The following is a 12,689-nucleotide window of genomic DNA, read 5'->3' on the forward strand; positions in this document are numbered from 1 at the left end:
AGACAGTGCTGAGGAAGCCTCAGTAAGGCGCAGACAAGAGATTCATTTGGCTGGGGACTATCGTTTCTTTAAGTATTTGAGGAATTCTGAGTCAGGACTCAACACCATTGTTGTATTATTATCTTTAAACGTTTTTTTATAGGCTTCCATAGTGCGAAAAAATTCAAAGAATTTAGGGCCTTCTCCATAAGCTGTCGCGTATGCCTTATAGGCTTTTGCGTCGCCGTCTCCCTTAAGCTCTTTCCCAGTTTTATATGCGTCGGCCAAAATGATTTCTTTGTCTTTTTCTGCTTCAGAGCGAATTTTTTGAGCTTCTTCTTCTCCTTCCGCTCGATACTGTTTCGCCTGCCGTTCTCGTTCAGCTTGCATGCGTTGGAAAATGGCCTTTTCATTTTGTTCAGGAAGATCCGCCCGTTTGATTCGAACATCTGAAACTTCTAGCCCATATGCCGAGGCAATTTTGTTAGACCGTTCCGACACAACTTTCATGATGAGCGCGCGATTGGCCGAGACAATTTCTGTAAGCTCATGACGCCCGAGTTCCACCCGCAGCTCTGAGTAAATGATATCATCTAGTCGCTGCAGCGCTCCCCGTTGATTTTGAAATGCCTGATAGACGCGAAGGGGATCAATAATACGCCATTTGGCAAAGTTGTCGATCACAATGGTCTTTTTGTCTTCGGTAATGACATCGCGTGCCGGTGCGTCATAGTCAAGCAGTCGCTTGTCAAAGTATGTGACTTCTTGGACGAAAGGGACTTTAAGTTTCAGGCCAGGGTCGGTCACGGTTCGAACTGGTTTTCCTAACTGCACGACGATGGCGGTTTCCGTCAGGTCGACGATGAAAAACGGTGAGGCACCAAGGACAACCAGTAAGACCAACACACCTACTAATCCAAATAGGATGTTTTGCTTGTTCATGATCCTGCTCCTCCTTCCCTAGATTGCGATTTCGGAAGTCGGTTGAGTGGAAGATAGGGCAGTACATTATTCCCGGCATTGGAGTCCAGGATGACTTTTTCCGTGTTGGCGAGAATTTTTTCCATTGTTTCAATGTAAATGCGTTTACTGATGATGTCTTTGGATAGTTTATATTCTTTAAATGTTTTCAAGAAGTGATTGGCTTCTCCTTCAGCCCTAGTGATTCGTGCTTGGGCGTAGGCTTTGGCTTTATTCACTTCTTGAGCGGCTTCACCCTTGGCTCTTGGGAGCAAATCATTTCGATATCCATGAGCCTGGTTGATCAGTTTTTCGCGATCCTCTTTGGCGCTCGCCACATCTTTAAACGCGGCAGCCACGGCTTCTGGCGGATTGACATCCTGTAATTGGACTGTCGCGATTTGGACTCCAGCTTGATACTGATCAAGAATGCCTTGTAATAAGTCCTGAGTGGTCTGCTGAATTTCGGCTTTTCCAACGGTCAGGGCCTCATCAATTTTATTTTTGCCGATGATCTCGCGCATTGAGGCTTCAGCGGCGTTGTGAATGGTCGCCTCGACATTCGTTACTTGGTATAAATAGTTGCGGGCGTCACTAATTTTATATTGCACGATGAATTCAACTGATAAAATATTCATGTCACCCGTGAGCATGAGGGATTCACGAGGGATGGAACGTGCCCGTCCGCGTGGATCCGTACGAAACCCCACTTCGACTCGATGGAGTTTTTCCACTTTGGGAGTCTGCACGGTTTCCATGATGGGGATTTTAAAGTGCGGGCCGGGTTCCTCTGTTCGCACCACATCCCCAAATCGTTTCACAAGCCCTTGTTCGTCAGGCGCGACAATAAACACGCCTTGCGAAAGCACGAATACGGCGGCGACGATGAGAATGACGGATTTAAATCCACCGCCACTCGGCGTAAACCGCTTCATTTGTTCCTGAGCTTTTTTTAATGCTTCATCGAGTGGATCTTCTCCACCTCGTCCCCAAGGGTCTTTGGGTTCCCAAGCCATGCACGACTCCTTACTTTATAGAGAAAAGCTGCGACATTGACGAATAATCCGAACCTGCCTTGCACGTTATCAGAAATCTAGCGAGTGGGCAATAATCATTTGAGTCGTGTACTGACGTTGAAGGGTTGTGGTGTTGATGCCGTAAATCCCTTATAAATACAAGCAGGAAGCAACCGTTTCATGATGTATCATGGAGCATGTATGGTCGAGCCACAGCGTACGGACAAAGGAGATGAGCATGTCTCGTGCGTATTCGTATCGCTATCTGGTTTTTAATAAACCCTATGGGGTACTTTCCTCGTTTACTGATCCTGATGGTCGACAGACATTAGCTGACTACATTCAGGTTCCATCGGTGTATTCGGCTGGTCGATTGGATCGAGACAGTGAAGGGCTTTTGTTGTTAACTTCTGATGCGTCACTGCTTCATCACATTACTGACCCTCGTTATAAGTTGTGGAAGGAGTACTGGGCTCAAGTCGAACAGATGCCTTCTAACGAAGCGTTGGCGTCCTTGCGTCGAGGGGTGTTGGTGAAAGGGAAGCGCACACGGCCGGCTGAAGTCTCGATGATGATGTCTGAGCCACAGGTGTGGTCTCGAGCTGTTCCCATTCGATTTCGAAAACACATTCCGACTACCTGGCTTCGCATACGCATACAAGAAGGGATGAATCGGCAAATTCGAAGGATGACGGCAGGGGTAGGCCATCCAACACTCCGTTTAATTCGCGTTGGTATTGGTCCTATCACCCTTGGTGGTCTCCAACCAGGCGAGTGGCGTGAACTTACGAAGGGTGATGTCGCAAGCCTTGAGGCCGCCTATCCTTAAGGCCGCCTATCCTTAAGGCCGCCTATCCTTAAGGCTTTCTCCATGACCCTCAATGCCTGAAGGGAGTTTGTCCTCCTGAGTTCGAGGTAATATTGGTGGGTATTTGGGGAGATTTAGCTAAAGAGAGAGGTGTCGAGCGGAATGTTACTCTCAAATTACTTGATCATTTTGTTCTCTACCGGTACAATAAGTCGCTTTTTCGTCAAATTCGTATCATGTCATGAGTCTGTTCTTGCACACTTCCGTTGTTCGCTCTTCTCTACTGGGCAGGAAGCGTTGACGAGCGAATAACGACACGCCAGTTGTTTGGCCACCCACGTTCTCATGAAAGACTTTCAGTATACGTCAAGAGGAGTGCTGTGCGATTCGAATAACAATGACGTTTACCCTTCTGCATGATCCCCATGCGTCGGCACATCGATAATTTTCTATTCAATGCGTAGGAGACATATCTAACATGGCGGTAACGATTATTCTTGTGTTGTCCCTTCTTGGACTAGCCGTGGCGTTTTACTATTCTTCGTCAGTCAACAAAATTCCCATTGACATGGGTGTCGATGATGCGGATACCAGGCAACGTCTTGCGAAAATCCATGCGGCTATTTCCAGTGGGGCTATGGCCTTTCTGAAGCAAGAATATAAAATTATGGCCATCTTCATGGTGGTCTTTGCCGCGATTATTGCGATTCTCATCGATGACCATCATACGGACTATGTGAACGAAGGCATCTACACGGCTCTTGCATTTATCTTTGGCGCAATCATTTCTATTGCCTCGGGTTTCATTGGTATGAAGATTGCCACGCAAGGTAATGTGCGGACGACGGTCTCAGCGAATCAATCCCTTTCAACGGCATTTAATGTGGCACTGCATTCTGGTTCCGTGATGGGTTTTGCGTTGGTCAGTTTAGCCTCCCTCGGGCTTCTGATGGTGTACCTTGGGTTGGCTGCGATTATGCCGGCTCAGCTTCCAACGCATATTCTCATGGAAGTGATTGCTGGATTTGGTCTTGGCGGTTCATCGATTGCGTTATTCGCGCGCGTCGGCGGCGGCATATTTACAAAAGCGGCTGATGTCGGAGCTGATTTAGTTGGAAAAGTTGAAGCGGGAATTCCTGAAGATGATCCACGAAATCCTGCGGTGATTGCCGATAACGTGGGTGATAACGTTGGTGATGTGGCTGGAATGGGGGCTGACCTCTTTGGCTCCTGTGCCGAAAGTACCTGTGCCGCGATGGTCATTAGTGCTGTGGCGTTTTCCGGAATGGTTGATGCGCTCTTATATCCCATCCTTATCTCGGCTATTGGGATTCCGGTGAGTTTCCTGACAATGATGATGATCAAAGTTGATTCGGAAGATCAAGTTGGTCCAGCGCTCAAGAAAATGTTGATCATCTCCAGCGCGTTGATGGCGGTGGTCATGTTGTTCGTTACGAAGATGATGCTTCCCGATACGTTTGAAATTGGTGGAGAGGCATACACGGATTTAGGCGTGTATTTTTGCTTTTTGACGGGATTAGTTGCAGGACTCGTTGTCGGTCTCATGACAGAGTATTACACGTCGCATGATTATGCGCCGGTGCGTGAAGTCGCCAAATCGTGTGAAACGGGTTCGGCCACAAACATTATCTTTGGTTTAGCGCTTGGTTATCAGAGCGCCGTGGGCCCCTACCTTGCGATTGGTCTAGCCATTTATATCCCGTGGATGTTGGCAGGCATGTATGGGGTAGCCATTGCCTCCCTTGGAATGCTGGGAACGCTGGTCATTGCGCTCACAATCGACGCATACGGTCCTGTTTCTGATAATGCTGGCGGTATTGCTGAAATGGCTGGTATGCCCGAACATGTTCGTAATCGGACCGATGTGTTGGATGCGGCAGGGAACACCACGGCAGCCATTGGAAAAGGTTTTGCCATTGGTGCCGCGATTTTGACGTCGTTAGCTCTGTTTGCCGCGTTTCTCACGCGAGCCGATTTATTGCTCAAGGAGCAGCATGGACCAGACTACGACCTCTTGGGTAGTATTAACTTGCTAGATCCATTGGTCTTTACTAGTTTGTTTATTGGTGCCGTGCTACCGTCATATTTCTCTGCTATGACGATGAAGTCCGTTGGGTCTGCCGCCTATGAGATGATTGAAGAAGTTCGTCGTCAATTCCGAACGATTCCTGGTCTCATGGAGGGCAAAGCTGAGGCGGATTATGAGCAATGTGTTGCCATTTCAACGAAAGCCGCACTCAAGGAAATGATTGCACCGGGCATTTTAATCATGGGCACGCCACTCATCACCGGGTTCCTCTTTGGCATTCAAGCCGTTGCAGGAATTCTTGCTGGATCTCTTGTAGCCGGTGGGGTTATTGCCATTTCTTCTTCCAATAGCGGCGGAGCTTGGGACAATGCCAAAAAATACATTGAGAAAGGGAACCTTGGTGGCAAGGGTACTGAGACTCACAAAGCTGCGGTCGTGGGGGATACGGTCGGCGATCCACTTAAGGATACTTCTGGGCCATCGCTCAATATTCTCATTAAACTGTCGGCTATCCTATCACTCGTCTTTGTCCCATTTTTCGTGCAGTATGGTGGGTTGCTGACGCAGTAATACGTTCCACGCACTCAGAGAAAACGGTCACTCAATTTGACGAGAGATGCGGATGTCCGTAACTCTCTCGTATCATGGCGGCGATAGTTGCCGTTGGGCTCTTTTTTGAGTAGGGTTGTTCCCCGCTGGATTGGCTACAAATTTCGATAATGAGCATGCTTATATTATTGTAAGTATGACAGTTTTATAAATATTGGAAATTCTAGATATTTTTTCTCGTGGTCTTGCCCATCGTTCAGAAATAACATAGAATTGAATTATCTTATATATTTCTCGTTCTTTGTTTCCTCTTCCCCTCTTTCTCTTGTCTTTATACCAATTCCATAAAATTAAGAAATTCAGGTTTTGACCCTGTAGTCTTAGGTAGTTTTCGCTGCCTTGAGAATTACAAAGGTGTCTGGATCTGAACGTGTAGGGTTCTGTTGCACTGCCTATTCTGAGTGTAAGGAGAACGGTGTTTCCGTGAAACGTATGCTGATACATCCTCCTCAGGGTCCAGTTGATGTTCATCAAGTTCCAAAAGAACAACACCGGACTGACTCGATTGTGTTGACGAGTCGTCCGTATCGTTCCAAACGAGAATTTCTGTGGAGCATTCTCGTGCTGACATTAGGGGGTGTGGCCTTCTCTTTGGATCAAACAGTCAATGTCGGCATGATCGTTGGCGTGATGTATGCCTTGTGTGTGGTATTTGCCTCTCGCCTTTCGTTTGCATATGCCGTGTATGTTGCGGCAACGGTCTGTTCCCTTCTCTCGCTCTCTGGTCTTTCCTTTGTTGACGTTGACCTGGTTGGATGGAGTGATGTAACGGATCGCCTGTTGATTTTATTGGCTATCTGGGTTGCAGCATTTCTGTCGATGCTGTGGGATGCACCTCTGGTGCAGGAGCAAGGCCGGCACTCCAAGCAACGGCCTTCGTCTACTTCAACCCTGCATGCCGAAGTGACGACGTCCGAACCTTTCGCGGAGACAGCACGTGCTCCTCAAGAATATGGTGACGACCTTGCGCAACTCAATCAAGCGCTCTTGCAGAAAAACTATGAATTGGAAACCCTCATTAATGTCGTGTCTCACGATTTACGATCTCCACTTGTGACGATTCAGGGGTTTAGTAAAGAATTGTCTGATTCTTGCGATCGTCTTCGCGCGTCGATTGGAGCGAACAAGAACGTGAATGCATCCGACGTGGCGCATTTGCTGGATGAAGAGATTCCAGAGGCCTTGCAATATATTCGTGCTGGCGCGGATAAAATTACGAGCGTCCTCTCCGGTATTTTGCAATTTTCGCGATTGGGGAGGCTCTCGCTTACCTGTAACCCACTTAATGTGAACGCGATTGTGCATGACATTGCGACAGTCATGGAGTATCAAATGAAGGAAAAAGGCGTGATGCTTCAAATTGATGATCTTCCAGATTGTATGGGCGATGAAACCTTATTGAGTCAGGTTTTTTCAAATCTCATTGAGAATGCGTATAAATATCTTGATCCAGCCAGGCCGGGCGTGATCCGGATTACCGGAGAAATCAAAGACGAAAAATCGCTGTATACGGTTGAGGATAACGGAGTTGGTATTCTGGAGGATCATCAGGGAAAGATTTTCGAAATGTTTCATAGACTGGACCCCAAAGAAGGATCCGGCGAAGGGCTTGGACTGACGATTGTACGAAGGATCGTCGAGCGTCACCAAGGCGACGTGTGGGTGGAGTCGGAATTTGGTTTGGGAACGAAGTTTATGGTCAGTTTCCCCTCTGCGACTACGGTTCAACAGAAGGGGTATGTGTGAGTCAAGTTCCGATGATCCTTATTGCCGAAGATGATGACGGTCACGCAGCGCTGATTGAGCGAAATCTCCAACGTTCCGGTGTGAGTCACGCGTGCACCCGGTTACGGGATGGGCAAGAAGCGCTGGATTTTTTATTTCAGAGAGGGGAGGGCGCTATACGAACTCAGAACCGCCCGTATATTTTGCTTCTAGATATTAATCTTCCCAAAGTCAGTGGCCTGGAGGTGTTGAGGCAAGTGAAAAGTCATGCCGAACTCCGGAAGATGCCTGTCACGATGCTTTCAACGACGGACGACCCTCACGAGGTCGCCCAATGCCATACCTTGGGATGTAGTTATTATATCACCAAGCCGACTGAGCCTGAAGTATTCATGAATGCGATTGCGCGTCTCGGACAATTCCTTACTATCGTACATGTTCCTCATATTCAAGGAAACATGATGAGCCCTGTGTCATAGTCTCAAGTGTAGGAAGTGATGTGATCGGCAACCGGCTCTCTGTCGCATGCCGTTCATTGAGACACAGACCTCAGGTGGTGGCACATTGGTGATTGAGGAACGAGCGTGAGGCGAATTCAAGAGCAGATTACGGCTTGATCCATTGACGACGTAGGGTGCGTGCTTGTGTGGTGCTCGACTTCTTGTTGGCTTTTGTCTTGCGATATCGCCAACCGAGAGCTCGTAGAATGCGGCTGATATGATCTGGGTGATATCGAATGCCAAAGATTTTTCGAATGACTTTTCTCACATGGCTGCACGTCCAATAGTCTGCGCGCAGTTTCGCCGCTCGTGGCCCCTTCCGTAAGATTTTTTCCAATTGTTGACGTTGCTGCCGGGTCAGGCGTGAAGGTCGGCCGGTGTGGGGCTTAGACTTTAAGGCCTCGGACCCTCCCTCTTCCAGCGCATCCTTCCAACGTTTGACGGAGGATGGAGCTGCGCCGATATGACGGGCTACTTCACGAATGCCTTTTCCTTTCGCCAACATTTTGGCGGCAAGGCGTCTTCGGGCTTCAAGTTTTGCTGGACTTCCTTTCGGGCGCATATTCATTTTTTCGGTACCGATCGGCTAAAGCTTAAGGGGAAATTTCATATGGTGAAAAAAAAGGAATGGCATGCGTTGGATCATATGGTGGTATTCCTCGTTCTCGTATGCGTTATAGCCGTTCCAGTTATGCCGAATCAGTTATAGCCGTTCCGATATACTCCGTCTGTACGACGTGTGTTTTTGCGCTGTGTACATGATGTACATTCGGCTGGAAGTTATTTGGTTTCGCTATAAATGTCGATCCACTGAATACTGGTTATAGCCGTTTCAAATAACTTCCGTTGGTGGAAACGTTGTACCGCGCTGAGTTCGTTGTATTTTCCTGTTTGGAACGTATTTGGATTCGCTATAACCCTTCGTTATTGAACCGTCAATTGTATACAGGGCATCTAGGTGGGCATAACTTTCCTCTATGTTTGCGCCGTGGACATGATGTACATTCGGTTGGAAGTTATTTGGTTTCGCTATAATGCACCGTGCGTCTATTATGAATCTGACAACATTTCCTTGAAGAAAGAAGCGTGAGCGCATGTTATGTATGCCCACTCTTAAGAGTTAAAACATAACTTGTGAGGTCATGTAATTGTGAGTCGGTCAACGGAAATTTAGGCATAAACGAGCCAGGAGACACGGATTGTGGATCTTTGAAGTGACGGATATGCCACTCTCGATCTGGTCGTCGATCTGCGACATAGGAAAGGTCGGGAGCAATGTTGGCTCCATCGCCATGGATACGGTGACAGGTTTTGCAGGCGAATTTTTCAACGATCGCCTGGCCATTGGCTATTGCAGGGTCGGTTTTTGGAATCGCATAGAGATCACGTAAGGAGATACCGAGTAACGCGAACACCGCGACTAAGAATGCTAACCCGCCTCCCAAAATCCGTGGACGGGTTGAGGGGACGCGCTCTGGGTTACGATCAAGAAACGGTAACGCAAATAGGCAGAGAATGAAGAGAGCTGGCAAGGCCCATGAGGCATAGGGCACCAAAGGGCCAGGGGCATACTTCAGTAATTGGTAATGAAAGAGAAAGTACCATTCCGGTACCGGGATGAACGAATGGTCTGACGGGTCCGCCTTGTCTGCGAGTGGAAACTCCACGGCATAGGCGAGTGTCGCAACAGTGAGAAATACGATGAGCATGACCACCGCATCCATATACACTTGACGCGGATAAAATGTTTCGCTGTGTTGTGTGGCTCGCGCTTCATCGTGTGGTCCGGCAGGGCCGACTCGTCGCAAGATAAAGAGGTGGAGCATAATGCCGACCATGATGATGGCCGGAAGAATCATGACGTGAATGGCAAAAAAGCGGGAAAGCGTGAGTGCTCCGAGCGTTTCGCCCCCACGCATGACACGAACAAGAAAATCGCCGATGACGGGCGTGGTTCCAGCCATATTAATGCCAACCTGCGTGGCCCAATAGGCATTTTGATCCCATGGAAGGAGATAGCCCGTGAATCCAAAGCCCAGCATGAGTAAGAGCAACACCACACCCACCATCCACATCATTTCACGTGGACGTTTATAGGCACCATCAAAGAAGACTTGGAGCATGTGCAGGCCAACGGCTAACATCACGGCCGATGCTCCCCAATGGTGTAGCCCTCGAATGAACCATCCGAACCAGACGTCATTCTGTATATATTGAACGGTGTCATAGGCATGGTCAGGAGACGGGACGTAATAGATCGAGAGGCACATACCGGTAATGGCTTGGAGTACAAACAGAAAAAGGGTGGCGGAGCCAAACACATAGTTCCAACTCGCTCCGCCAGGAATGGGTTCGTCCAACAGTGTTTGCTCAATCGGTTTGAGTTTGAGACGATCATCAGCCCACTGGTAGAGAGAAAATCCCATAGCTTATAACTCCACCTGTTCGGATAACCCCGATTTAAATTCTTTATAGATGACCATAAGTTGACCGTTTTCAACTTTCATGGGTAACGAGTCCAACGGACGAGGCGCTGGCCCCGCCTGGACGGTACCCTTCAGGTCATAAATGCTTCCATGGCAAGGGCATTTAAACAGACGGTCTTGTCCGTCCCATCGAAATCCGCAACCTAAATGTGGACAAATGGGAGAAAACACGGTGACTTTATCCTGGGAATGTTTGATGGCCCAGACGCCTTTTGTTGACTTTGTTTCATGCCATCCGTCTTTTATGGTGACGGTGTAATCGAGAGCTTTGGGCTCATGAAGCGGTAAATCTTCAATGGCGCTAACGGGGACCCATTCCTTCTTGCGACGCTGAAACGCAGGAGCGACAACGTATCCCAGTATGGGTATCGTCATCGAAAGTCCGATAAAGGACGCAATGATTGCGGTCACTCGTGTGAAAAATGAACGGCGGGTTCCGACTGGGGTGGACGTCCCGGATTCGTGATGTTGAGCCGAAACAGGTGTCTCAACTTCCATGGAAAAACCCTCCACTTTCTCTGGTTAATGCAAAGTTAATGCTTAGATTCTAGGAGGTGACGGTTAAGTCACCGTGGTGAATCCACGAGTTCGTCATACACGTCGAGTGACACGATGCTCCTTTGAGTCTAGAGCCTCTGCGTCCATGTCCTTGAAGCAACTCCGTTAGTTCATCAAAAGACGTAGTGTGTGAAAACGCACTGTACGAAAAAATGACGGTCGTGTTCGTGCGTCTACGAGACTCACAATCGAGCAAAAGGCTGGGCATGCGATTCGAGTAGCGTGAGGAAATGTCGTGGCTCATGATTTTGAACCCCAGGTCTATGGAAAAGACCTGAGCATTCAGCAGGTTCAGAAACGGTTCCCGTACGCCCTCATAAGAAAAGACTTTCGTAGAGACGTTTCAAACCGTCAAGAGCAAAAGGCATCTCCGGGTTCAGGACTGTGCCTGCAATGTCTTGTCCGGTACCGCACTGCCAGAGAAATATCAGGAAGAATAAAGGCGGGATAAAATATGGTCGTATCTATAACATAACTATATCACAGTGTTTTAAAAGTGCAACGTTGATAAGGGAACGTATGGGACGAGGCGTGTCGTGCGGCAGGTTGCTTGTTCCTTTCTGATCTGTCTTGTAGACTGATTACTGATCATTTTCCATTTCTCAAATCGTGTTTGCTCGGCAAGGAGCGTGATGGCTGAGTCACGAACCTATCCCCAGGAAGTCAAGATTGATAGCGCCCTGTATCGCTATGAGCGCGTATTAAAAGACGATTTCTTTTCGATAAATTTGTTGTATCGAAACGAACACGGCCAAGGGTATGTGTTAAAAATCAGCGATTTTCGATTTGTGGGTGGTTTTGTCTTTCGTCCGCTTGCCGGCCTGATCTCACGTCACGAGTATCGTGTGTATCGGCGTGTGGCGGCGATTGAAGGCATTCCGGCCTTGGGTCCACGGTGGGGATGGCGAGGATACTTCCATCGCTATATTGAAGGAAAGACGTTGCATGAAGTAACTCCTCATGGAGATCTGCCGGAAGACTTTTTCGCCCGGCTAAAAGAGTTACTCGCAAAGGTCCATGACCAGAGAGTGTTCTATGTTGATTTAAATAAACAAGGTAATGTGATTTGTTCACATGATGGACACCCCTATTTAATAGACTTTCAAATCTCTCTCGCGTTTCCGACTGGGGGTGGATGGTGGGCACATGTATGGACGCGAACCTTCAAGCGGCTTATTCAGGAAGATCGTTACCATCTCTATAAACACAAAAAAGCTTTTCATCCTCATAAAATGACTGCTGAGGAGTTAGGTTTTGCAACACGTTCTCAGCTGAATGAACGATACGCTCGGTATATTGCACGACCATATTTGCGCGTAAAGCGGCTGCTGTATCCGCATGGAAGTAATGAAATTATTTGGTACAAATGGAAGAAAATGAAAGATAAGACTGTTCAGATGCCCTGAGCCTTTGATGGACAAAAAAAGTTATCAACTTTGGCTTTGGGATCGTCTGTTCCCCAGGAAATGGACTTGTCGAGTTTTTGGAGGCGTGGGATATGTTTCGAGCAATGAATATAGGCTTCTTCAATGTCGACCATTACCCATCGTTCAATTAAACGCACGGTCCCGCCTATTTCATAGGTGTCTTCTAGGAACGAGAGCGAGGCCGGAATTTGATCAATCTGACAGATACGTGCCTGTCCGTTGACATGCAGTCCAACGGTCGTGTCGAAAAAATCGACGAACACCAGACCGATATGGGGATTTTCGAAGATATTTCCTAAGCTTGCAAACACACCGTTTCCACGAAATTCCGGGAACGCAACTATGTGGTCGTTAATGACGTGGACGATTCCGGGCTTACCGAATCGTGGCGAACAATCGCAATTGCCCTTGGCGTCAGCGGTAGCGATGAACACCATTTCCTGCCTTTGAATAAACGCCTGCATGTCGTCGGTCAAGTGATCGTGCATCTGTCGAAGATAAAATCGCTTGGCCCGCTCTTGACTGCGGAATTCTTCCTGTAATTGGTGCTCGCCTTCTGACCCGCTCATCT

At 48.0% G+C, this 12,689-nt stretch carries 11 protein-coding genes; 5 read left to right on the forward strand and 6 right to left on the reverse strand.

Annotation, left to right across the window (positions count from 1 at the left end):
• Nucleotides 1–57: 57 nt before the first annotated feature.
• Both hflC and hflK read right to left on the reverse strand, forming a co-directional pair.
• The gene (gene hflC / locus ACWHX8_RS02000; protein WP_447970304.1) at nt 58–921 is read right to left on the reverse strand and encodes a protease modulator HflC; all 864 of its coding nucleotides are present in this window, start codon (nt 919–921) and stop codon (nt 58–60) included.
• Nucleotides 918–1,955 carry an FtsH protease activity modulator HflK gene (hflK, locus tag ACWHX8_RS02005; RefSeq protein WP_447970305.1) on the reverse strand — a complete coding sequence of 346 codons (1,038 nt, stop codon included), beginning with the start codon at nt 1,953–1,955 and terminating at the stop codon, nt 918–920. The genes hflC and hflK overlap by 4 nt, the downstream gene beginning before the upstream one ends.
• Before the next feature lie 238 nt (nt 1,956–2,193).
• Between hflK and ACWHX8_RS02010 the strand changes: the two genes are divergently transcribed.
• From ACWHX8_RS02010 to ACWHX8_RS02025, 4 genes are all read left to right on the forward strand, one after another.
• Nucleotides 2,194–2,784: a pseudouridine synthase gene (locus ACWHX8_RS02010; protein ID WP_447970306.1), complete on the forward strand. Its 591-nt coding sequence runs from the start codon at nt 2,194–2,196 to the stop codon at nt 2,782–2,784.
• 457 nt (nt 2,785–3,241) lie between these two features.
• Nucleotides 3,242–5,383 (forward strand): V-type H(+)-translocating pyrophosphatase, encoded by a 2,142-nt coding sequence (locus ACWHX8_RS02015; RefSeq protein ID WP_447970307.1) that lies wholly within the window; start codon nt 3,242–3,244, stop codon nt 5,381–5,383.
• Between the two features lie 471 nt (nt 5,384–5,854).
• Nucleotides 5,855–7,168 (forward strand): sensor histidine kinase, encoded by a 1,314-nt coding sequence (locus ACWHX8_RS02020; RefSeq protein WP_447971843.1) that lies wholly within the window; start codon nt 5,855–5,857, stop codon nt 7,166–7,168.
• Complete coding sequence (locus ACWHX8_RS02025; RefSeq protein ID WP_447970308.1) at nt 7,165–7,626, forward strand: response regulator; 462 nt, start codon at nt 7,165–7,167, stop codon at nt 7,624–7,626. The genes ACWHX8_RS02020 and ACWHX8_RS02025 overlap by 4 nt, the downstream gene beginning before the upstream one ends.
• Nucleotides 7,627–7,753: 127 nt before the next feature.
• Here the strand turns inward: ACWHX8_RS02025 and ACWHX8_RS02030 are convergent, their stop codons facing one another.
• The 3 genes from ACWHX8_RS02030 to ACWHX8_RS02040 form a co-directional block, all read right to left on the reverse strand.
• On the reverse strand, nt 7,754–8,209 hold the full coding sequence (locus tag ACWHX8_RS02030) for a helix-turn-helix domain-containing protein (RefSeq protein WP_447970309.1): 456 nt from the start codon (nt 8,207–8,209) through the stop codon (nt 7,754–7,756).
• 535 nt (nt 8,210–8,744) lie between these two features.
• Complete coding sequence (locus tag ACWHX8_RS02035) at nt 8,745–10,073, reverse strand: cytochrome b N-terminal domain-containing protein (RefSeq protein WP_447970310.1); 1,329 nt, start codon at nt 10,071–10,073, stop codon at nt 8,745–8,747.
• Nucleotides 10,074–10,076: 3 nt separating this feature from the next.
• Nucleotides 10,077–10,631, reverse strand: coding sequence for a QcrA and Rieske domain-containing protein (locus tag ACWHX8_RS02040; protein WP_447970311.1), 555 nt, complete (start codon nt 10,629–10,631; stop codon nt 10,077–10,079).
• Between the two features lie 692 nt (nt 10,632–11,323).
• On the opposite strand from ACWHX8_RS02040, the gene ACWHX8_RS02045 reads away from it, so the two are divergent.
• Entirely contained in the window at nt 11,324–12,097 is a 774-nt protein-coding gene (locus tag ACWHX8_RS02045; protein ID WP_447970312.1) for a hypothetical protein, read from the forward strand.
• On the opposite strand, the gene ACWHX8_RS02050 is transcribed toward ACWHX8_RS02045, so the two are convergent.
• Nucleotides 12,085–12,687 (reverse strand): pyridoxamine 5'-phosphate oxidase family protein, encoded by a 603-nt coding sequence (locus tag ACWHX8_RS02050; protein ID WP_447970313.1) that lies wholly within the window; start codon nt 12,685–12,687, stop codon nt 12,085–12,087. The genes ACWHX8_RS02045 and ACWHX8_RS02050 overlap by 13 nt on opposite strands.
• Nucleotides 12,688–12,689: the final 2 nt, after the last annotated feature.

Source organism: Nitrospira sp. M1, assembly GCF_965152605.1.

What these genes read in the sequence shown, in the direction of transcription:
- ACWHX8_RS02010 (WP_447970306.1), top strand. Translation starts at nt 2,194, where the DNA reads ATGTCTCGTGCGTATTCGTATCGCTATCTGGTTTTTAATAAACCCTAT.
- ACWHX8_RS02020 (WP_447971843.1), top strand. Translation starts at nt 5,855, where the DNA reads ATGCTGATACATCCTCCTCAGGGTCCAGTTGATGTTCATCAAGTTCCA.
- ACWHX8_RS02035 (WP_447970310.1), bottom strand. Translation starts at nt 10,073, where the DNA reads ATGGGATTTTCTCTCTACCAGTGGGCTGATGATCGTCTCAAACTCAAA.
- ACWHX8_RS02030 (WP_447970309.1), bottom strand. Translation starts at nt 8,209, where the DNA reads ATGCGCCCGAAAGGAAGTCCAGCAAAACTTGAAGCCCGAAGACGCCTT.
- hflK (WP_447970305.1), bottom strand. Translation starts at nt 1,955, where the DNA reads ATGGCTTGGGAACCCAAAGACCCTTGGGGACGAGGTGGAGAAGATCCA.
- hflC (WP_447970304.1), bottom strand. Translation starts at nt 921, where the DNA reads ATGAACAAGCAAAACATCCTATTTGGATTAGTAGGTGTGTTGGTCTTA.
- ACWHX8_RS02040 (WP_447970311.1), bottom strand. Translation starts at nt 10,631, where the DNA reads ATGGAAGTTGAGACACCTGTTTCGGCTCAACATCACGAATCCGGGACG.
- ACWHX8_RS02050 (WP_447970313.1), bottom strand. Translation starts at nt 12,687, where the DNA reads ATGAGCGGGTCAGAAGGCGAGCACCAATTACAGGAAGAATTCCGCAGT.
- ACWHX8_RS02045 (WP_447970312.1), top strand. Translation starts at nt 11,324, where the DNA reads ATGGCTGAGTCACGAACCTATCCCCAGGAAGTCAAGATTGATAGCGCC.
- ACWHX8_RS02015 (WP_447970307.1), top strand. Translation starts at nt 3,242, where the DNA reads ATGGCGGTAACGATTATTCTTGTGTTGTCCCTTCTTGGACTAGCCGTG.